Genomic DNA, 21,977 nt, shown 5'->3' on the forward strand with positions numbered 1-21,977 from the left:
TTGAGTTATTCGCTTTTTAAACTTTTAACAGGGTTTGCCAACGCGGCGCGGATGGTTTGAAAACTCAGGGTCACCAATGCTATTAAAACCATTAGCACGCCGCTGACCGCAAACACCCACCAACTGATGCTGGTTTTATAGGCATAGTTCTGCAGCCATTTATTCATGGCATACCAGGCTATCGGTAAGGCAATAACGAAGGCTATGAGTACCAGTTTCAACAGGTCTTTTGATAAAATGGAAACGATATTGGCTACCGATGCACCAAGCACTTTACGTATACCTATCTCTTTAACCCGCTGCCCTGTAGTATATATAACCAGGCCCAACAAGCCCAGGCAGCTTATAAATATGGCAAGCCCGGTAGCCCACTTCAGCAGGCTGGATGTTTGTTGCTCCTTTTCGTAAAATCCGGCTATTTGTTGATCAAAAAAATTAACTTCAAAATCTCTGTTTGGGTAAACGCTTTTGTAAGCAGTTTCAATTTTTGCGATGATTGCTTTCCAGGTAGTGCCGCCCGGTACCTGCGGTGCCAGCGCCATGTGCACCTCATAGCTATCATTGGTTGAGCCTGTAAACATTAAAGGTTTTATAGCCTGCCGTAACGATTGCTGGTGAAAATCGGCCATTACGCCTACAATAGGTATTTGGTTACGGCTCCATTCCAGATTCTTGCCAACGGCGTCGCGGGCATTTTTGAAGCCTAAAATATGGGCGTAGGTTTCGTTAATGATAGCTTCGCGGGGGGTGTCGCTTTGCATAACGTTGCGCCCGGCTGTTAACTTGATGTGATATAATTTAAGGTAAGCTGTATCGCCCATTTTAAACTGCACATCGGTTTGCACCTCTTTTTTACCGTCTTTGAAATTAACCTGGCCAGATGAGGTGCCGCCACTGGCCGGGGTATTGCTGGCTATGCTCATCATATCAATACCCGGTATTTTCTTTAGCTCGTTTATCAGTACGGGGCGTTTATCGCCGGTGCGATGAAACCATGGGGTACTAAAGTTAATAATGGCTTCTTTTTTAAAACCGAGGTCTTTATTAAGCGTGTAATACATTTGTTTGGCCACTATAAAAGTGCCCATTATAAATACTTGCGCTATCATAAACTGAAACACGGTTAACGATCTGCGCAGCCATGCCTTACGTGTTAAAGCGCTGTTAGCGTAGGCCTGGTCTTTAAGTACTTTTACAGGGTTATACCTTGACAATACCCAGGCCGGGTAAAAGCCTGATAACAGGCTCACCACAACAATCAATATCGCCAAAAACAATAGTACATGGGGCTGGTGCAGCAGGTCGAGTTTAAGTTCTTTAGGCACAAAATCAGCAAACGATTTTAGTATAACCGGGGCCAATAGTACCGATGCAAGTGTAGCCAGCAGGGTAACCAAAAAAGTTTCGGCCAAAAACTGACCTATCAATTGTTTTACCGAACTACCCAGCGTTTTACGAATACCAATCTCTTTAGCGCGCTGCGATGCCTGTGCGGTTGATAGGTTGATAAAATTAATACAGCCTAACAGCAATAAAAACGCGGCTATAACCAGTAAACCGTAAAGCGTGGCCCTGTTACCCATTTTGTAGGTGTAATTGCCATAGCGTTCATCAAAATGCAATTCGCTTAAAGGTTGCAGCACCCAGCTTGACTTAAAGCCACTGCGCTTTTCTATGTTCTTATCGTTTATTTTAGCCAGCTGCGCGTTAATTGATTGCGCGGTTGTGCCGGGCGTAAGCTTTACATATAGTTGGCACGAGCCGTTGGTCATTCCCCATATATCCCAACTGGTGGTTACGGCAAGGTTGCTGTGCGGTATGGTTGTAAGGGAGACGAAGTCCTGGAAAACGAAGTCGGTGTTTTGGGTAAGGTTGGCAACCACGCCGCTTACTATAGTGCGTACGCTGTCGTCATAAATAACCTGTTTGCCTATAACCTGGTTAGGTGTAAGGCCCGGGAAGTAAAGCTGTGCCCTTTTTTGGGTAAGCACAACCTGGTTCGGGTCCCTAAAGGATGTTTTCGGCGATCCGGCCAGCCACTGGTAGTCGATGAGTTTGAAGTAATTTTCATCGGCAAAAGTAACATCGATTTGTTTCTTCAACACCATTGGCTGCGCGCCATTATCACGCGGAACAGTGATTTTGGTATTGTAACCCATTACCTGGAAGGGGGCTACAATGCTAATACCTGTACCATTTTTGGCCAGTGCCGGGCCAACCGGTTGTGGCACGCCCGCGTTGTGATAAGGTTCGCCCGAATAGCTTAACACAGAAACTACACGATAAATGCGGTCGCCATCCTTCTCAAACTTATCAAAAGTAAAATCATGCTGAACGATGAGGTAGATCACCAAAGCTGCCGCGATGCCTACTGAAAGGCCTGCGATATTGATCAGCGAGAACACTTTATATCGCGTTAAGCTGCGCCAGGCGGTTTTAAAATAGTTTTTAAACATAGGGTGCCATTGTTTATGATTGATGATCTATTCGCTGCGTAAACTTTTTACCGGGTTTATCCACGCGGCTTTAATGGCTTGCCAGCTTACTGTTATTAAACATATGCCTACGCTAATAAGCATGGTAACTACAAATACCCATATGCTTAATGATGTATGATAAGTATATTTTGACAGCCATTGATCAAGATAATGCCAGCTTATTGCCGAGCCGATAATAAATGATATCAACACCAGCTTGATAAACTCCTGCGATAGCCTGAACCATAGGTTGCCTGTACTGGCCCCGAGTATTTTGCGTATGCCAATCTCTTTTTTGCGCTGCTCGGCCGAGAATGATGCCAGGCCAAATAAACCGAGGCATGATATCACAATGGCTAAGCATGTAAATGCTGCCGCCATGGTGCCCAATAGCTTTTCGGTTCTAAACTTCTGGGCAAATTTCTCGTCGATAAATTTATAACCGAACGGATATTCGGGATTATATTTTTTGTAGACGCCGGTTAAACGGGCCAGGCTGGTTGATGCCGATTGGTTAGGGTTAAGTTTTAAGCTTATGGCGCCTGTCCAGTCTTTCATAAAACCGATAATAGCAGGTTTTACAGGTTCGTACGGCGACCCCCATACAAAGTTTTTCACCACGCCAACTACGGTGCGGTGTGCGCCCTGCCACCTTACCTGCGCGCCAACGGGTTGTTTTAAACGCATCATGGCAACAGCGGCTTCGTTTAATATAATGGATGTAGAATCGGCCGGGCGATCAGTTGCAAAATCGCGCCCTTGCGCAAGCACCAGGCCATAAGTACTCAGAAAGTGATAGCCGGTTGCTATTTGGTCGATGGGTATTTTTTCTTCGCCGGGGCGTTGGCCGGGCCAGGTTACGCCCCAGGTGCTGCTTCCGTAATCCGTAATAGCGCCTGATGACATCACGCCATCGGCAATAGCGCCGGCGTTAATCGCATCTAAACGGAAGGCATCAAACTTGCTCATATCCGCCAGGCTGCCGTCAACCTCTAAGGCGATTACGCCTTTACTGTCATACCCTACCGGGCGATCTTTAATATAGTTAAGCTGCTTATAAATAAACAGGCTTGAAAGTATCAAACAAATGGCAAATGTAAACTGCACTACTACCAGCACCTGGCGTGGCCTTACGGTGGTTTTGGTGGTAATAAGCTGTCCCTTTAACACTTTAACCGGGTTAAACGACGACAGGAACAAAGCCGGGTAACTACCGGATACTAAACCCGTAAATACCGTTACGCCAATTGCGGCACCCCAGGCCCACAAGTTGTTTAACGGCAACTGCAGCTTGAGGTTAATAATGTCGTTAAACACCGGCAGTAACATGGCCATTAAAACAATTGACAAGGCAAAAGCCAGGAAAGCCATCAACAACGATTCGCCCATAAACTGCTGAATAATAGCAAACCTGCGTGCACCTATTGCTTTACGCACACCTACCTCGCGGGCGCGGCGTTCTGAACGGGCCGTGCTTAGGTTCATAAAGTTGATGCAGGCAATGATCAAAATGCCTATTGCGAGGCCTAAAAACAGGCGCACGTATTCAATTGGGCCGCCCACCAGTTTACCCAGTTTAAAATTGTTATACAAATGCAGGCTCGAAAATTTATAGAGAAACATTTGGTTCTCTTTATTGGTCGGATCGTACTTAGCTACAATGTGTTTTAGCTTGGCATTTACCTTATCCAGCGAAGCATCGGGTTTCAACATTACAAATGTGCCAAAAGAATAGTTACCCCATGATGAGGTTTTTAGCCAGGGTTGCATAGCCTCGAAGGTGTTCCACGAGATAAGCATTTTAAATTTGAATGATGAATTTAGCGGATGATCTTTTATTATAGCCGCTACTTTAACAGGGGTTTTATTATCATACTTAATTACTTTACCTATTGCATCTTCGTTACCAAACAAGGCTTTGGCACCCGATTCGGTTAGCACTACTGATGATAACTCTGATAAAGCGCTGCGCTTATCACCCTTCACAAAATCAAAACTAAATATATTGAGGATGCCTTCGTCAGCAGCCATCATAGGCAGTTTGACAGCGTTATTGTTGTAATTTACCAAAACATCATAACCACCATTATTACGTGCAACTTCTTCAATTTCGGGGTAATCTTTTTTAAGGGCCGGGGCCAGTGGTACAGGAGTTGATGAACTTGTAAATACCTCACCCTCGCTTGGCTGATTGCGCAGTACTTTATAAATGCGCTCGTCATTAGCATGATATTTATCAAAACTAAACTCATTGTAAACGTACAGCAGCAATAAAAAGCTAATGGCCATACCTATGGCCAGGCCGCCAATATTTATTAAGCTGTAAAGCTTTGCTCTTAACAGGTTTCGCCACGCGGTTTTGAGGTAATTCTTGATCATGTAAGGCTATTTTGTTACAGCGTATAACAACAATATCATACCAAACATTAATACATTGATTTTCAATGCATTAAAAAATAAAAACCGAACACCGGTGTTCGCCATTGGAACAGCAGGTGTTCGGTTTTGATACAGTTGCTTTAACGTCCATAGTCCATGGACATAAAAGTCAATAGTCCATGGACCATAGTCGATAGATAACAAACCTACCCTACTATGAACCATGGACTATCGTCTATTGTCTATCGACTATTACTAATTAAAAGCCAGCATAATGCTACCGCTTCCGGCGCGGGCCTCTACGGGTACGCCACCTCCGTTAAGAGTGCCATCCATATCACGTTCTGTTTTGCTGCCGCTAAAGTTTTGCAGCCCTGTAGAGCTAATGCGATTTGAGTGCAGTTTAAGGTTAAGGCCTTGTCCGGCAGGCAAGGTTAAACCAATGCCGCCGCCCGAGTTGCCTAATTTAACATACTTGCCTAATTTGGTTATTTTAGCCGTTATGCTACCACCACTGGTTGAAGCATCAAGGCTGCCTGCTATGTTTTGTAAATTAATGCTGCCACCGCTGGTGTGTACAATAGTTTCGGCGGTGATGTTGTTACCCATGATAGAGCCGCCGCTGGTTGAAGCATTAACCGTACCCTGCAAATTGTTTAAAGCCAATGAACCGCCCGAAGTGCGCAATTGCAAATTGCCTTTACAACCTTCGGCATGTATGCTGCCGCCGCTGGTGCTTAGGTTTAGCTGATCACTTGAATTAGTTACGCGTATGCTGCCGCCTGAAGTTTTGCCTTGTATATCGCCGCTTAGCTGGTCGAGATTCAGGCTGCCGCCACTGGTTGAAAAATCCTGCTTGCCTTTTAAATTACGCAGGGCAATACTACCGCCGCTGGTGTGCAGATCGGTAGTAATGTTAGGACTAACAAATATCCTGAATGATATGCTCAAGCCTTTTTTCCAGTTCATAGAATTGCTTTTCTGCTTCGCGACAGCATTTATCACGCCGCCTTCAACGCCTACGTTTAACTCATAATCGGCATCTAAACGCTTTTGTATTTCTTCTTTAGAAATGTTGTCATTCCCGTTTGACGACCTGATATATACCTCCACCCGGTTCTCGCCGCTGGTTTGGCCGGTAACCGTAAGACTGCCTCCTGAAGTGCGGGCAACCAGTTTCTGTACATTCGTACCGCTCAACGACTTGGTCATGTACGGCGTTTCGTTTTGCGCTTTTACAGCTGTAAAAGCAACAGATAACATGAATAAGGCTACTAATTTTTTCATGGTAATATTGTTTAGTGTATTTATTGGTTCAAATTATTATTCGCTGCGCAGGCTTTTTACCGGGTTGGTTAAGGCTGCTACACTTGCCCTATAGCCTACCGTTACGGCGGCTATAATAAAGGTAGCTAAAATAGCCATTACAAATATGCCCGGACCAATAGGTATCCGGTATTCAAAATCTTTAAGGTAATTGTGCATGGCCCACCAGGCCAGCGGCGCGGCTATTAAAAACGCGATGATGAGCAAGCGGCAAAACTCTTTACCAAACAGCCACAACACATTAAATATGCCTGCACCTAATACTTTACGTACACCGATTTCCTTGGTCTTACGCACCGCCATGAACGATACCAGGCCATACAAACCTAAACAGCCTATAAAAATGGCTATCATGGCAAAGCCTTGTATCAGCGTTGAGGTGATCTTGTCCATTTCGTAAAACTTGGCTACGTTATCATCCATAAACTGGTATGAGTACAACTCCTCCGGAAAGTTTTCGTTCCATATCTTTTCAATAGACGTCATTGTTGCCTTCGCGTTGCGCATATTTATTTTTATGCCGATGTTATCGTACTGGTTTACGTCTGGCATCATCAATATTGGCGAAATTTCTGAGTGGAAAGAGTAGTTATAAAAATCCTTAGCAACACCTACAATTACACCCTTTACACCGCGACCATTTGCTGCCACAGTTTTACCGATCAGGTCTTGTGGTTTAAGGTTTAGTTTCTTGGCAAAGGTTTCGTTCACCACAAACTCACTTACACTATCTGCCGGGAAGAAATTTCTGCCGGCAACCAGTTTCAGGTTAAAGGTCGACAGGTAATTGGCATCGGCATATTTCATGTTCACGCTCCAGTGCTCATCCTCTGCGCGGTTATCAAATTGCAAGCCGGTGCTATTGTTTGAGTTTGCCGCAGGTGGGCGCCAGCAAAAAGTAAGCTTCTCCACACCCGGGAGCTCTTTAATGCGTGTGCCCAGGGTTTGCATTTTCATTTTATCGGCCGGAGGGATGGGCACTATTACAGTTCCATCCTTATCAAAACCCAGATCTGTACTTTGCGAATATTTTAACTGTGCCACCACGATGATGGTACCAATGATGAGCACCTGCGATATAGAAAACTGCACCACAACCAATACCCTGCGCAGTGAAAAACCACCCACATGCTTTTGCGACAGTTTGCTTTTAATAGCCTCAATAGGCTGAAACCTGGCCAGCACCAACCCAGGGTATGATCCCGAAAGGAAAACAACTATTACGGTAATTGCAACTATAAATGCACTTAACACCAACCAATTGAAACTCATTTGCGATTGGAACAGATTGTTCAACGCCGGCAAACCAATTTCGGCTACGCCAACTGCTAACAATACAGATATCAGCGTGATGATAGCTGTCTCAGCAATAAACTGCCAAAACAGCTGGCGCGGTAAACTGCCCAGCACTTTGCGTATGCCCACTTCTTTAGCGCGGTTAAGCGCCTGCGCGGTTGCCAGGTTAACAAAGTTTACACAAGCGGTAATGATGAGAAACAGGCCGATAAAGAACAGTGCCCACAGATATTTGGTATCGGTATAACCGCCCAGCTCGGGGTTAAAGTGAATGTCATTAAGTGGCTGTAACTTAAACCGCCATATCTTGGCATCCCTACCCTCAAAATGTTGTTTTACCAGTTTACCCATTGCAGCATCAGTTTGTTTAAGGCTTACACCCGGTTTTAGCAAAGTAAATGCTTCGCTGCCGCTGTAAACGCCGCCCCAGTTGCTTTCGCGGCCCTTATCGGTGTACTCGTCCATGTTGGCGTATGATAAAAGGATCTCCTGTTTACGATCAGTATTGGCGGGCAGGTTTTTTAGAATACCGGTTATCGTAAAATTCACCTTATTATCCAGGCGGAAAACTTTGCCTATCGCATTTTCTTTGCCAAAATACTTTTCGGCCATTTTCTCTGTAATAAGCGCTTCATTAGGCTTGGCCAATAGGTTTTTCTTGCTGCCTTTTATTACGGGGAAGTTCAGGATATCAAAATACTCCGGCTCGGTAAAAGCAACCCCGTTTTCTTCCCTAAACTTTTTAACGTTTTCTCCATTCAGCGTGATCAGGTTGTTGCGGAAGTTGATCACGCGGGCCGTTTTTTCGGCCAGCGTAAAGTTGTCTCTGAAAGCCTTACCCAAAGGTTGCGGCACCCCTGCCGACCGGCCAACGCCATCGTCATGCCATTCGGTGTACATTTTAAAAATGCGGTCGGGGTTTTTATGGAAGTTATCAAAGCTCAGGTGATAGCTTATCAGCGTAAAAATGAGTATGGCGCAGGCTATGCCCAGGGCTAAACCGGTAACACTGATCAACGCGTAAGCTTTGTTTCGCTTCAGGTTTCGCCAGGCTATTTTGAAATAATTTTTTATCATGGTTTAGAGTTTTTCTGTTTAGGTGCTGATGATATTTTATTCGCTTCGCAAACTTTTTACCGGATTGGCTAGCGCGGCTTTTACCGCCTTATAACCCACCGTTGCCCAGGCCACTATTACGGATGCCGTTACCGCCATAATAAATACGCCGGCAGTTAGCGGTATCCTGAACACAAAGTTTTGCAGCCAACTGTTCATCATATAATAAGCCACCGGTGTAGCTATTAAAAATGATAAACTAATCAGCAGCATAAACTCCTTAGAGAACAGGTAAACTATACTGCCTATTGATGCACCCAACACCTTGCGCACACCAACTTCCTTAGTGCGCTGCACCACCATAAACGATACCAGGCCATATAAGCCAAGGCATGAAATAAATATGGCTATGCCCGCAAATATTTTATACACCAGTGCCAGTTGGTTTTCCTGCTGATAAAAATCGGCTATGTTCTCATCCAGGAAATACCCGTTGTAAGCATATTCGGTATAAGCTTTTTCCCATTTATGTTGCACGGTGGCCACGGTTGCTTTAAAATTGTTGGTATTAAATTTAACCGCCACTACGCCCTGCTGCCTTTTGCCCGGCAGTATAATTACCGGTTTTACTGCCTCGCGCAGCGTGTTGGTTTTAAAATCTTCTATTACACCTACAACCTGGCGCCATTTGCCGCCGCCCAGTTTTACATCTTTGCCTATCACCTCGTTCACATTTTGTATGCCCAGTTTATTTACAAAGGTTTTGTTTACCACTATTTTGGTAGTGGTATCGGTAGCGGGATAAGGGCCGCCGGCCATAAAGCGCAGGCCAAAAGTTTTAAAGTAATCGGCATCGGCAAATTTCAGGCTGGTTTGATAACCCTTATCAGATGCTGCATGATCATAAAAAAAGTTGGTAGACCAGTTATTTTGAGAAGACGGCTGATCGGACATAAAGGTTACAGCCTTAATGTTAGGATTTTGCAACAAATCCTGCTTAAAGCTCTCGGCCTTTGCCAAACTTATACTATCTGTACTGCCCGGCACAACCAAAATGGCCTCCTTATTAAAGCCCAGGTCGGCCGAGTTTACAAAATTCATTTGCCTAACGGCTACAATAGTACCGATGATCAACAATTGCGAAATACCGAACTGCGCCACTACCAAAACTCTGCGCAAAGGAACGCCACCAACCGACGCCGCGGTAATTTTATTCTTAATAGCCAATACCGGCCTGAAGCCTGAAACCACTAGCGCGGGGTAAATTCCTGATATTAACACTACAGCCAAAGCGGTCACCAACAAAAATGCAATGGTTGCCGGGGTTATCAGCTTAATGTTGTCTGGCACACTGGCAATATTTTTAAGGTAAGGCAGGGCCAAATAAGCTATCGCAATAGCTAATACCAACGCAAATACTACAATAAGCCCGGTTTCGCCCAGAGATTGTTTGATCAATTGTACCCGGCTGCTGCCTAAAACCTTGCGTATACCAACTTCTTTTGACCGTCCTACCGATTGCGCTGTGGACAGGTTAATGAAGTTGATAGAAGCCATTAAAATGATCAATACTGCTATTAAAGATAGCGTACGAATGGTTGCTTTAGTAGTGGTATGATCGCCCAGGGTAGTACCAAAACGGGTGTCAAAATGCAGATCGGCCAGGGGGTGCAAAAAGTGTTTAATTATATCGGCCTTTTTTTGTGTATAATGTTTATTGCTGAATATTTTAAGCTGCGCGTTTACCTGATCTACCGATTGGCCCGGCGCAGGCATCATAAATATCTGGTGGTTGCTGCTGTTATTGCCCCACGAATCCTCTAAATAATACGAAGCCAAATTAGGTTTCAAACTGCCATAACCAATTAATACTTTAAGTTGTATATCGCTATTGGCAGGTGTATCTTCTAAAATACCAGCCACTTTTAGGTTTATCAGGTTATCTACCTTAATAGTTTTACCCAAAGCATTCTTCCAGTCGCCAAAATATTTGGTGGCGGTGCTTTTGTCAAGCACGGCATTACTCGGTTCGGCCAAAACACTGGGGTCGCCGGCCAGCCACTCGTACTTAAATATTTTAAAAAACTGGGGCTGCATAAACAACAAGCCCAGGCCTTCCACAAACTTTTTATCGTCATTACCATTATTGGCCGGCACAGTTACCTGGCCGCCATAGTTGGTTTGCAGGGTAGCAAATGTAGCGCCGGGGAAATCAACCGCCAAAGCATCCGACATAGGGAACGGGATACCATCGCTGTATTGTGTAACGCCGCCGCGGTTCTGCACGTTAACAATGCGGTAAATATTATTGTAATTGGGCTGCGACTTGTTAAAGCTCAGCTCAAAATTTACCACCACAAATATTAACAGGCAGGCAGCTACACCAATGGCCAAACCGGCTATATTAATAGTTGAGTAGGCTTTATGGCGAACAATATTGCGCCAGGCTATTTTAAAGTAGTTTTTGATCATGGCAGGTTTGTGTTATTGCCTGTGGCCCCTTTATTACAAAGGGGCCCGGGGCTAATTAACTTAAGTATGATTGATCTAGGGTGGAATGCTTATTATATCATGATATTTTCCATCACCGTCTGCCCGTCTAACAAACGGATGATGCGATGGCTGTAGCGGGCATCGTGCTCGCTGTGCGTTACCATGATGATGGTGGTACCTTGCTCGTTCAAGTCGGTTAACAGTTCCATTACCTCGTTGCCGTTGCTACTGTCCAGGTTACCGGTAGGCTCATCCGCCAGTATCAGTTTAGGGTTATTAACCACCGCGCGGGCCACGGCCACACGCTGTTGCTGACCGCCCGATAATTGCTGCGGATAGTGATTACGGCGGTGCATGATCTGCATTTTATCCAACACCTTTTCTACACGTGCCACACGCTCCGAAGCAGGTACACCGGTATAGATCAGCGGTAGCTCCACGTTTTCAAACACGGTAAGCTCGTCTATAAGGTTAAAGCTTTGAAACACAAAGCCAATGTTATGCTTGCGCAGATCAGCACGTTTGCGTTCGTTAAAATCGGCCACTTCAATACCGTTAAACAGGTAGCTGCCACCATCCGGATCGTCCAGCAATCCCAAAATGTTTAACAAGGTTGATTTACCGCAACCCGATGGGCCCATTATGGCCACAAACTCACCTTCTTTAACTTCAATAGATAGTTTGTTCAACGCAATGGTTTCCACCTCTTCGGTGCGATAGTACTTTTGCAGGTCAGTTATTTTTATCATGTTGCCTCCCGCCCAAAAGGGCTATATTTTTTTAAATTGTGATCAGTATTTTAATTTCGTCTTTTTAATTCTTCAAAACCAGCTCCTGTATATCCCCAAAGGTCTCGTAGCTTGAGGTTATTACCTTGTCGCCCGGTTTTAAGCCTTGCAGCACTTCGTAATAATCAGTGTTCTGGCGGCCTAGTTGCAGGTCAACCTTATAAGCCGTTTTGCCGCTTTCGCTCAGTTTGAAAATCCAGTTACCACCGGTTTGCTGGTAAAAGCCTCCTTTAGGTAATAAAACCTGGCGGCTTTCATCGCTCAACGCCAATAGTATTTGCAGGGTTTGGCCGCGGCGTATACCGGTAGGCGCCTGGCCTACAAACTCCATATCCACCTGAAATTTGTTATTAGTCACTTGTGTAAATACCTTCTTTATTTTAAGCGTGTAGCTTTTTCCGGCAAAGTCAAACGTACCGGTAAGGCCGGTATATACTTGCGACAGGTAATGTTCATCCACATCAACACGTACTTTAAAGCCCGATAAAACGTCAACCTGGCCCAGGCGCTGTCCTTTGCTTTTGTTTTGTCCTATCTCGGCATCAAGCGAGGTTAACTGTCCGTCAACAGGAGCACGTACTACCAGGTCGCCTACTTTTTTGCGCATTACGGCCAGGGCATTTTGCGTACGATCGTATGATTGCTTCGCCTGCTCCTGCTCCAACCTGGTCGAAGCGCTATCTTGCTTTAAGATCTGGCTGGTTAATTTTTTGCGTTTAACCTGGTACTCATAGGCAATTTGCGATTGCCTGAACTCTTGCGAGCCGATAGCTTTTTTCTCAAAAAGGCCCTTGTTCAGCTTATATAAACGCTCGGCTTCATTATAGGCATTATCCACATCGGCCATTTGGTTTAGTTTGTTTACCGTGTTTTGTTGTGCCGCGTTGCGGGATATTTGCATCTGCGTTAACAGGTTAAATACCGAAGTTTCCTGGGTGGCAAGGCTTAGCTCAAGATCGGTGTTAGATAGTTTCATGATCGGGTCGCCGGCTTTCATAGTGGTACCATCTTCAACAAAAACCTTTTCAACACGACCACCTTCAACGGCATCTAAATAAATAGTGGTAATGGGCATTACGCTACCGTTAACCGGTATAGTAACCTGGAAAGGGCCCTTGGTAATTTCGCTTACGGTCAGGCGTTCGGTATCAACATCCAGTTTACTTTTACCCGATGTAAAGTAGATGCTGGCGGTAATTAATATAACCAACCCTGCAATGCCGCCTATGGTTAACAGGCGTTTGGTATTCCATTTTTTCTTTTCTATTTTTCTGTCCACTACGGTAAATTATGATCGTTTATGTACGGTACAATACAAAACAACGTGCCACAATATAAGTAACTGTAAATCAAAGCCATGTGCAATAAATTATAAAAAATAGCGTACGCTTCTGAAACAGCAGGTGTACGGTTATGATACAGTTGTTTTTAGCTTAAAATACGCAAAATTTTGTATTACAGCACTTTACGCCGTTTGGTGATATTATTGAGTATTTGGCAGCAAGATATCTGTTATATTTAATTGATTTTTTAACCTATCATAATGCAACTAAAAAAAGCTACCGTTTTAATTGTTGACGACGACCTGGACGTGCTGACCGCTGTAAAGCTATTATTGAAAACCGAAGTACAGGAAGTTATTACCGAAAAAAATCCGGAAAACCTGAACAGCATATTACTGCGCAATAACGTGGATATTATTTTGCTGGATATGAACTTTAATAGTGCCATTAATACCGGCAACGAAGGTATTTATTGGCTGCGCAAGATCAAGGAATGGAAGCCCAATGTTATTGTAATTATGATTACGGCTTACGGCGATATTGACCTGGCCGTACGCTCGTTAAAAGAAGGCGCAGCTGATTTTATTGTAAAACCATGGCACAACGTTAAGCTTACCGAAGTAATAACCGACCTGCTGGATAAAAAAGACGGCGAGAAAACACCCAAGTCCTCATCAGCTAAAAACAATGGCACTACTACCCAACTGCTAGGCGACGCGCCGGTGATGCAGGATATATTTTTAAAGGTGAACAAAATTGCCCCCACCGATGCCAATATTTTAATACTGGGCGAAAACGGTACGGGTAAGGATCTGATTGCAAAAGCCATTCACGAGCGTTCGTTACGTGCCAATAAACCATTTGTAAAGGTGGATGTAGGTGCTTTGACGGAAACCCTGTTTGAAAGCGAGCTATTCGGCCATAAAAAAGGGGCTTTTACCGATGCACGCGAGGACCGTGCCGGGCGTTTCGAGGAGGCTAACGGCGGTACTTTGTTTTTAGATGAGATAGGCAATATTTCGTTAAGGCAGCAGGCTAAGTTACTAACCGTGTTACAAAACCGCCACGTAACCCGCCTTGGCAGCAACAAACCTACCGAGATTGATATACGCCTGATATGCGCCACCAACCTGCCTTTGCAGGAGCTGGCGAATGATGACAGGTTTAGAAAGGACTTGATCTATCGTATCAACACCGTGGAAGTTACCATGCCGCCATTGCGTAAACGCAATACAGATATTGTGTTGTTGGCTAAACACTTCGCGGGCATTTATGCCACCAAGTACCTGAAACCGGCCATTACATTTGACGACAGCGCCCTGCAAAAACTAAACAGCTACCACTACCCCGGCAACGTGCGCGAGCTGCAATACACCATGGAGCGTGCCATCATCATGGCCGACAGCAACGTGCTTACTGCAGCCGACTTGATATTTTCATCCATAGAAACCACCGCCGCCGAGCCGGAACCTTTAGACGATATGCCGCTAAGCATGGTAGAAAAAAACACCATTTTAAGGGTGATTGAGAAACATAACGGCAACATAACCCGCGCCGCCAAAGAGTTGGGCCTTACCCGTACCGCCCTGTACCGCAGATTAAGCAAGTATGATATTTAAAGGCTACGAACTGCGCACACTGTTGCGTACCATTGTTTTATTTATATGCCTGCTGGGCGTAAGCTTTATTATTGTGCGCGGCGAATATGTGTTTTTGCTGATAGGTATTCCTCTGGTTGTTTATGTAATCATAGATTTCCTGCGTTTCCAGAAAAAGGCGCAGTACGAGGTGGAGCAATTTGCCGAATCAGTACATTACCGGGATTTTTCGCGGCATTTTGATGTCGGCCGTGCCCCTACCGAGCTAAAACCATTGCGCAAAGGTTTTAACGATATTAACAGCACTTTTAAAGAGATAAGCCGCGAACGCGAAACACAATACCAGTATTTGCAGAAAATATTGGAACTGGTAGATACCGGCATCATATCGTACGATCAGGAGAACGGCGAAATTGGCTGGATGAACGAATCTTTTAAACGCATTTTTGATATCCCCTATCTTAAAACCATCCACTCCCTGCAAAAACGCGATGAGGCTTTGTATGCTGCCGCGATGAGTATTAAAACCGGCGATAGCAAGGTGGTATCCATATCGCGCAATAAGCAGGTTTTTAAAATATTACTTACCGTAAGCGCCATGCGTAGCGATGGTAAGATCTATAAACTCATGGCTTTCCAAAACATTAGCGAGGCCTTGGACGAAACCGAATCAAAAGCCTGGCAAAAGCTGTTGAACGTAATGACGCACGAGATCATGAACTCGGTAGCGCCTATTTCTTCACTGGCGGATACCTTAAAAAATCGCTTGCAAACTTACAGTCGCGAGAAAAGCGGCAGTGCCGATTTTGAGGACCTGGAGCTAGGTATTGATACCATTAAACGTCGCAGCGAGGGCCTGCTTAAATTCACCGAAAGCTACCGTAACCTGAACAAGATCACCAAGCTCGACCTGAAAAAAGTGCTGGTGCGCGATATGTTTGAGAACCTGAACAGCCTCATGTCGCCAACGCTGGAGAAGAAGAACATTGAATTGAACGTAGTGTTGCGCGATATGCAAATGGCCGTGCAGATAGACCTTAACCTGGTAGAGCAGGTAATGATCAACCTGCTGGTTAACGCCATTGAAGCGGTTAAAGACCGCGCGGAACCGGCCATAACCCTAAGTTCAGAACTATCTGCCAACGGCAAAACCCTGATCAAAATAGCGGATAACGGCACCGGCATACCAGCTGATCTGGTGGATAAGATCTTCATCCCCTTCTTCAGTACACGCAAAACCGGCAGCGGTATTGGCCTGAGTTTGTGTAAGCAAATTATGATGCTGCACGAGGGGAATATCCAGGTGCAATCGGTAGAGAATGAGGGCTCGGTTTTTATTTTGACGTTTTAGTTAAAGGCCGGCTATTTTGATACCGGCATCTTTAATGGTTTGCAAAATATTTTCCTGTATCTGCAGCTTGGCATCCTGGAAACCGTGGGCATTTACCCAAACATTGATGCCGATACTGTAGGTATCTTTATCCAGCGCGGCTACGCCGATGCGGCGCTCCGGTTCTTTCAGGCAATCTGTAGAGCGGTCAATAGCCTCCGAGATGGCGGCTTTAACCTCCTTAATATCAACAGCGTTCGGAAACTTCATTTCGATATCCAGCCGGCGGTTACCCTCGCGACTAATATTCACAATGATCTCGTTAGATAGTTTGCTGTTGGGCACAATAACTGTACGGTTATCAAAGGTGCGCACCGTAGTGTAAAATATCTGGATGGAAATAACCGTCCCCTCCTGCGATTGGGTAATAATATTGTCGCCCACCACAAAAGGTTTCAGCAGTAGTATCATGATCCCGCTGGCAAAGTTTTGCAACGTGCCGGATAGCGCCAAACCTGCCGCCACACCAAAAGCACCGACAATGGCGGTAAGCACAGTAATTTTGATACCTACGATCTGCATCACCGACAGAATAAGCAGTATGCGCAGTATCACGCCTACCATACTCAGCAAAAAGTCTTTTACGGTGGCATTAACTTCTTTAGCGTGCAGGGCGGAACGTACCCAATTCAGTATGAGTTTGATGAGCCAAAAGCCCACTATCAAAACTACAATGCCCGAAAGAACGGTTAGCCCTGACTCAATAACCCAGGCCGAGGCATCTTTATAAATCTTTTCAAAATCCATAATAACATACTCCTATTCCGGGTCGCCACGATAGGCGGCCTCTATGGGGGCAATCTCCATCTTTTTCATTTTCATGAAAGCCTTCATCACCCGTTCTGTTTTGGCCTTTTCGGGGTCCTGCATCATCTTATCCAAAATGATTGGGACCACTTGCCATGAGACGCCAAACTGATCTTTCAGCCAGCCGCATTCCTGGTAGGCCGGGTCGCCGCCTTCTTTCAGGTTTTCCCAGTAGTAATCTATCTCGTCCTGGGTTTCGCATCTAACTATAAATGAAGTAGCCGGGCTAAATTTGAAATCCGGACCACCATTTAAAGCGGTGAAACGCTGTCCTTCTATCTCAAACTCCACAGTCAGTACCGAACCATCGGGTTTATGGTGTTTTTCCGAACCCTCCTGGCCGTAATAGGTGGTAGCCGTAATGCGCGAATCTTTAAAAATACCGGTATAAAAATCTGCGGCAGCTTTTGCCTCGGTATCAAACCATAAACAAGGGGTTATTTTTAGCGACAGTGCCATATCTTCTTTTTTAATAAAACCTTCCTATTAAAAAGTATGGCGCAGCAAATTGTTTGCGCAAATTTTTAATCATCGCGCAGCAAAGCCTGAAAATGTAGGAAAATTGGAGACTATTTTTTACCGCCGGCCATCAACACTTCCAGCTCGTAACCCTGGAACAAGCCGCTGTCGATAACACCGGTAATGGCTTTAATATCGCGTTCCATACCAGCGTGGATGCTGTTAAAACGTGCGTCAAAAATAAAGTTGCCGTTCTCGGTAATTACGGGGCCATCTTTACCGGTCGCGGGGCGTAATTCCAAATCAATGGCACCTAATTCCAGCAAAGCGCTTTCTACGTAACTGATAGCATCCGGGAATACCTCAACCGGCACCGGGAACTTTTCGCCTAGTGTTTTCACCAGCTTGCTATCATCAATAATAATGTAGTTTTTAGCGCTTGAGGCGATGAGTAACTTCTCTTTAAATAAAGCACCGCCACGGCCTTTAATGAGCCAGTTGTTGGGGTCAACCTCGTCGGCGCCATCAAACAGCCAATCGGGTTTATCATTGCTGATATTGCTGATCGGGAGGCCTAAAGCAGCGCAGGTTAAGCGAATTTCTAAGGAAGTTGGGATCAGTTTAACGTTTAGCTTTTCGGCTTTCACACGTTCGCCAATAGCTAATAAAGCCAGCAAGGCGGTTGAACCTGAGCCTACGCCAATTACGTCGCCGTTTTTAACCTTTTGGGCTATTTGATCGGCTACTTCCTGTTTCGATTCGCGGTTGCTGATGTTGCTGCTCCACGATGTATTGGCTAATAATTGGCTGTTCCAGTTCATTGATGACGATGGTTAGAGGGCCTAAAATTAGCAATATTATTAACCATTGCCAACTCGCCCTGCTTCATCGGCCGCGCCGCCTGTACTGCGTTTGGCAGCTTTGTAAGCCTTACCAAAACGGTAGGTGAACGAGAGCGTGAACACACGCGTATCCCGGCGTAAAATAAAATACTCGGTGGCGTTAGGGAACGTAGTGAAACCCTCCATAGCTTGCGTGTAAAACAGATCGCGCGCGCTAAACTTGAGCGTACCCATTTTTTTCAATACCGGGCGGGATAAACCTACCGACATTTGCCCCGTTGGGTATAACAATTCCTGCACATCATTACGTGCCCGCGTGGTGTAAAAGCCCGAAAGCTCGGCGGTATATATTTTGCCGATAGTGAACTGGTTATTGGCATTCAGGTTAAGCTGGTTAATATCCGAAGTAAAATTGTTGCCGTTGATACCTTTGAGTTGCTTGTAATTATAGTTAGCCTGCGCGGTCAAGTTCCACCAGCTAACCGGGGCTAACTGCACCGTAGCCGCTACGCCAAAATTGTGCGTTTGGCCCACGTTGCCCTGCGTATACAACAAAATACCTTTAGCCGCATCATTTAAAAACAACTGCGAAAAATAGTTACGGATGTTGCTGTAACTAACTGTTGTAGTTAACCAGGTTTTGTACTGATGACTCAGCTCAAAATTCCAGGTGTATTGTGGTAATATGTAGGCATTCCCGGTTTGGTAGGTGTATTTGTTAATGATGAAATAAAACGGGTTAAGCACCTGGAAAGCCGGGCGGTCAATCCGACGGCCAATGCTCAGGCTCAATCCGTTTAAACTATCCAGTTGGTAGCTGATGTAGCCGCTTGGGAAAAACTGGCCGTAGTTGCGCGAGAATGAGGTGTCGCGCTGCTCAGCGTTGCCCAATTGGTGGGCGTTGTAGTTGGTGTGCTCATAACGCAAACCCGCCTGCATGCTCAACTTTTCGCCCTTTTTCTCGTACGATGTGTAAGCCGCGTTTATGCTCTCTTTATAAATAAAATGATTGGTTTTGCCATTATCAACCTGCCAGTTTCCCCCTAAAAAATTCTCATATAAAGCGCTGTTATCGGTTTTGGTATGGGTTGATTTTAAGCCTAGTTGCCAGGTTTCATTTTTGCTTGGACGAAGGGTATAATCGGCTTTGCCGGATGCGATGTTGATGGTGGTTGGTATACCGGCGCGGTATTGTTCGGTATAACCGCCGGCAGCCATTAAATGATTGGTAAAATCCTGGTCGCTGTTGATATTGTAGTGCAGGTAATCCAGGTCCACAGCCAGATCCTGCGTAGCAGAAACCGCCGAACGCAAATTCAAATTCACATTCCCGTTGCGGAAGCTATTAGCGCTTTTATTATCAGTAAATATGGCCGAGTCTACCCCACCTCCCTGGTTTAACCAGGTTGCCGTGGCTGTACTGCCGCCTTTACGGTTAACTGCTGTACCACCCAGTACCAGGCCGATGGTAGTTTTAGGTGTTACGTAATAATCAATCCCCGTTTTAAGGTTATTGTTCAGGAAATTGCCTTTAAAGTATGAAGGTTGATCGAGCGTTGAGGTTGTATTTCCAGCCGCGTCCAAATACTTTCGCGACGCGTAAATATCCGTCAGGTACTCTACATAGTTCAGGCTGTAGTTAAAAAAGGTATTGATATTGCCACTGCGATAGTTAAGCAACAGGTTATTGTTGTTTTTTGGATAAACGCCCTGCGCCAGCGAAGTAGTGAATGTACCGTTAAAGCCTTTCTGCGTGTTCTTTTTGGTTTTGATGTTGATGATACCCGCATTGCCTGCTGCATCATATTTAGCCGATGGGTTTGTGATCAGTTCAATTTGCGACACCTGCGACGAATTCATGCTGCTTAGCATGTTATTCAGATCGGCGCCTGATAGGTAGGTTGGCTTATCATCTATCATCACCATAACCCCGTTTTTGCCCTGCATGGCAATCCCGCCGTTCCTGTCTACCTGTATACCCGGCGAACGCTCCAGCACTTCCAACACCGTTAAACCAACATTACTTGGCGTGGCATCAACATTTAGCGTGGTTTTGCCGGCCTGGTGCAGCATAATAGGCGTTTTGCCTACAATACTTACTTCACTCAGTTCTTTCCCTTCGGGGATGATAGTAAGCGTTTCGGCAGTTTTGGTGGAAGGGAATGTGTAAGGGGCATTTATTTGTGGCTTGTAGCCGGTGTAGGTTATAGCGAAAGCATACGTGCCTGCCGGGATCTTTTCAAAACGCGCTACGCCTTTACTATCAGTTATGGCAGTTTTTACCGGCTTTTCATCGCGCAGCAACTTAATGGTGGCACCGTCAACAGGTTGGGCCTTTTCGTTAACAACGGTAATTACAAATAAAGGGGTTTCGGTTGCCGACTGGCCATAGGCCACCGCAAAAACCAACTGCAACAGCAGTAAGCAAAAAGATCGTTTAATATGCATTGTTACATAAGACGCTCTTTTTGCTCATGCGTTACAGAGAATTATTTTACATATGTTCGGCAGCCATTACTTCCTCCGGTTTTACCGGGGATTGCGCGGCTCGCCTACCTATCATTTTACTTACGCGGAACATTAAAATGATACCTATTATGGATACTACAACTATAGTGTATCCCACAATATCATAATGCTCCAACGGACTAAACTTAGTTTTCTGCACCACGATCATGCCCGAAACGGCGGCTGCCACCCCACCTGCTATTTGTTGCAGCGACGAGTTGATACTCATAAACGCGCCCCTATCGGCAGCATCGGGTATGGCGCTGGTTAAGGCTATTGATGGTACCATACGGCCCATGATACCCATCATCATGGTGATGTTGAATATAATAACCGCCCAAAATGGGATAAATGATTGATTGGTGTAAATAACCACCACGGTCATCAACCATATAGACGCGATAGCGAATAACTTGGCTTTATTTACCTTATCACTCAGTTTACCCATTAGCGGCATGATCACCAGTGAACATACACCCGATATCATGAACAGGATTGGTAAACGCTCATTTGATACGCCGAGGTTATTAATAGCAAAGGCACTACCAAAAGGCATCATCATAAAACCACCGATAGATAGCAATGCAGTCGCGGTAAATCCTATCCGGTAATCCTTTTTAGCTACGGTAGCCAGTAAGTGCTCCACCGGCGAGCGGTCGCGCTGTAGGGCCAGGTGGTCTGTAACTGGGTTCATTTTAGCCAGTATTACCAACGCTATAATAATGGCTAGTCCGGCGGTCATCAGGAAAGGTGCTTCCCACCCCCATAGGTTGGCCAGCCATAAGCTGATAGGCACACCCAAAACCTGGCTGGCGCCAAAGCCCATTTGTAAAAAGCCCATCACCCGGCCGCGTTGCTGCAAGCCAAACAAATCGGTAACTATAGCCATGGATATAGAACCAATAACCCCGCCAAATAAGCCGGTAACTATACGTGCTACCAACAAAAAAGTGTAAGTATGCGCTAAACCACAGGCCACGGTACCTATAATAAAACCGGTGTAAAAAAACAACAATAGCTTTTTACGATCGTATTTATCGGCAAAGCCCGCGGTTAATAAGCCCGATATACCTGCGCTAAATGCATAGCCTGATACGGCGATGCCAAATTTTGATGGTGTTAGGCTAAGATCTTTCATCAGCATATCGCCCAGTGGCGACATGATCATAAAATCCAGGATGACGCTGAACTGGGTCATCGCCAGTAAAAAAATAACTAATTTTTGATACCCCGTAAAGGGGGTTGAGGTTGAGTCTTTCATTTGTATTGTGGGTG

At 45.3% G+C, this 21,977-nt stretch carries 14 protein-coding genes; 2 read left to right on the forward strand and 12 right to left on the reverse strand.

Annotated elements, in window-relative coordinates; genetic code table 11:
- Positions 1-5: 5 nt before the first annotated feature.
- From AC59JT_RS10900 to AC59JT_RS10930, 7 genes are all read right to left on the reverse strand, one after another.
- On the reverse strand, positions 6-2,456 hold the full coding sequence (locus AC59JT_RS10900; protein ID WP_497398657.1) for an FtsX-like permease family protein: 2,451 nt from the start codon (positions 2,454-2,456) through the stop codon (positions 6-8).
- 27 nt (positions 2,457-2,483) lie between these two features.
- Positions 2,484-4,856, reverse strand: a complete 2,373-nt coding sequence (locus AC59JT_RS10905; RefSeq protein ID WP_497398659.1) for an ABC transporter permease — start codon at positions 4,854-4,856, stop codon at positions 2,484-2,486.
- Positions 4,857-5,111: 255 nt separating this feature from the next.
- On the reverse strand, positions 5,112-6,143 hold the full coding sequence (locus AC59JT_RS10910; RefSeq protein ID WP_497398661.1) for a DUF4097 family beta strand repeat-containing protein: 1,032 nt from the start codon (positions 6,141-6,143) through the stop codon (positions 5,112-5,114).
- A 36-nt stretch (positions 6,144-6,179) separates the two neighbouring features.
- Positions 6,180-8,555: an ABC transporter permease gene (locus AC59JT_RS10915; protein ID WP_497398663.1), complete on the reverse strand. Its 2,376-nt coding sequence runs from the start codon at positions 8,553-8,555 to the stop codon at positions 6,180-6,182.
- Between the two features lie 36 nt (positions 8,556-8,591).
- Positions 8,592-11,006 carry an ABC transporter permease gene (locus AC59JT_RS10920; protein ID WP_497398664.1) on the reverse strand — a complete coding sequence of 805 codons (2,415 nt, stop codon included), beginning with the start codon at positions 11,004-11,006 and terminating at the stop codon, positions 8,592-8,594.
- 92 nt (positions 11,007-11,098) lie between these two features.
- Positions 11,099-11,776, reverse strand: a complete 678-nt coding sequence (locus tag AC59JT_RS10925) for an ABC transporter ATP-binding protein (RefSeq protein WP_497398666.1) — start codon at positions 11,774-11,776, stop codon at positions 11,099-11,101.
- 64 nt (positions 11,777-11,840) lie between these two features.
- Positions 11,841-13,094: an efflux RND transporter periplasmic adaptor subunit gene (locus AC59JT_RS10930; protein ID WP_497398668.1), complete on the reverse strand. Its 1,254-nt coding sequence runs from the start codon at positions 13,092-13,094 to the stop codon at positions 11,841-11,843.
- Positions 13,095-13,358: 264 nt separating this feature from the next.
- On the opposite strand from AC59JT_RS10930, the gene AC59JT_RS10935 reads away from it, so the two are divergent.
- Both AC59JT_RS10935 and AC59JT_RS10940 read left to right on the forward strand, forming a co-directional pair.
- The gene (locus tag AC59JT_RS10935) at positions 13,359-14,717 is read left to right on the forward strand and encodes a sigma-54-dependent transcriptional regulator (protein ID WP_497398670.1); all 1,359 of its coding nucleotides are present in this window, start codon (positions 13,359-13,361) and stop codon (positions 14,715-14,717) included.
- A complete protein-coding gene (locus AC59JT_RS10940) occupies positions 14,707-16,047 on the forward strand; it encodes a sensor histidine kinase (RefSeq protein WP_497398672.1) in 1,341 nt (446 codons plus the stop codon). Before AC59JT_RS10935 ends, AC59JT_RS10940 begins: the two co-directional genes overlap by 11 nt.
- Here the strand turns inward: AC59JT_RS10940 and AC59JT_RS10945 are convergent, their stop codons facing one another.
- The 5 genes from AC59JT_RS10945 to AC59JT_RS10965 form a co-directional block, all read right to left on the reverse strand.
- Positions 16,048-16,833, reverse strand: a complete 786-nt coding sequence (locus AC59JT_RS10945) for a mechanosensitive ion channel family protein (protein ID WP_497398674.1) — start codon at positions 16,831-16,833, stop codon at positions 16,048-16,050. It lies immediately after the preceding gene.
- Positions 16,834-16,845: 12 nt separating this feature from the next.
- Positions 16,846-17,352: a VOC family protein gene (locus tag AC59JT_RS10950; RefSeq protein WP_497398676.1), complete on the reverse strand. Its 507-nt coding sequence runs from the start codon at positions 17,350-17,352 to the stop codon at positions 16,846-16,848.
- 110 nt (positions 17,353-17,462) lie between these two features.
- The gene (gene rpiA / locus AC59JT_RS10955; protein ID WP_497398678.1) at positions 17,463-18,173 is read right to left on the reverse strand and encodes a ribose 5-phosphate isomerase A; all 711 of its coding nucleotides are present in this window, start codon (positions 18,171-18,173) and stop codon (positions 17,463-17,465) included.
- A gap of 39 nt (positions 18,174-18,212) precedes the next feature.
- Positions 18,213-20,642, reverse strand: a complete 2,430-nt coding sequence (locus AC59JT_RS10960; RefSeq protein ID WP_497398680.1) for an outer membrane beta-barrel protein — start codon at positions 20,640-20,642, stop codon at positions 18,213-18,215.
- Positions 20,643-20,688: 46 nt separating this feature from the next.
- On the reverse strand, positions 20,689-21,963 hold the full coding sequence (locus AC59JT_RS10965; protein WP_497398681.1) for an MFS transporter: 1,275 nt from the start codon (positions 21,961-21,963) through the stop codon (positions 20,689-20,691).
- Between the last annotated feature and the right edge of the window lie 14 nt (positions 21,964-21,977).

It is taken from the genome of Mucilaginibacter sp. A3364, assembly GCF_059690715.1.

What these genes read in the sequence shown, in the direction of transcription:
- AC59JT_RS10900 (WP_497398657.1), bottom strand. Translation starts at nt 2,456, where the DNA reads ATGTTTAAAAACTATTTTAAAACCGCCTGGCGCAGCTTAACGCGATAT.
- AC59JT_RS10905 (WP_497398659.1), bottom strand. Translation starts at nt 4,856, where the DNA reads ATGATCAAGAATTACCTCAAAACCGCGTGGCGAAACCTGTTAAGAGCA.
- AC59JT_RS10910 (WP_497398661.1), bottom strand. Translation starts at nt 6,143, where the DNA reads ATGAAAAAATTAGTAGCCTTATTCATGTTATCTGTTGCTTTTACAGCT.
- AC59JT_RS10915 (WP_497398663.1), bottom strand. Translation starts at nt 8,555, where the DNA reads ATGATAAAAAATTATTTCAAAATAGCCTGGCGAAACCTGAAGCGAAAC.
- AC59JT_RS10920 (WP_497398664.1), bottom strand. Translation starts at nt 11,006, where the DNA reads ATGATCAAAAACTACTTTAAAATAGCCTGGCGCAATATTGTTCGCCAT.
- AC59JT_RS10925 (WP_497398666.1), bottom strand. Translation starts at nt 11,776, where the DNA reads ATGATAAAAATAACTGACCTGCAAAAGTACTATCGCACCGAAGAGGTG.
- AC59JT_RS10935 (WP_497398670.1), top strand. Translation starts at nt 13,359, where the DNA reads ATGCAACTAAAAAAAGCTACCGTTTTAATTGTTGACGACGACCTGGAC.
- AC59JT_RS10940 (WP_497398672.1), top strand. Translation starts at nt 14,707, where the DNA reads ATGATATTTAAAGGCTACGAACTGCGCACACTGTTGCGTACCATTGTT.
- AC59JT_RS10945 (WP_497398674.1), bottom strand. Translation starts at nt 16,833, where the DNA reads ATGGATTTTGAAAAGATTTATAAAGATGCCTCGGCCTGGGTTATTGAG.
- AC59JT_RS10950 (WP_497398676.1), bottom strand. Translation starts at nt 17,352, where the DNA reads ATGGCACTGTCGCTAAAAATAACCCCTTGTTTATGGTTTGATACCGAG.
- rpiA (WP_497398678.1), bottom strand. Translation starts at nt 18,173, where the DNA reads ATGAACTGGAACAGCCAATTATTAGCCAATACATCGTGGAGCAGCAAC.
- AC59JT_RS10960 (WP_497398680.1), bottom strand. Translation starts at nt 20,642, where the DNA reads ATGCATATTAAACGATCTTTTTGCTTACTGCTGTTGCAGTTGGTTTTT.
- AC59JT_RS10965 (WP_497398681.1), bottom strand. Translation starts at nt 21,963, where the DNA reads ATGAAAGACTCAACCTCAACCCCCTTTACGGGGTATCAAAAATTAGTT.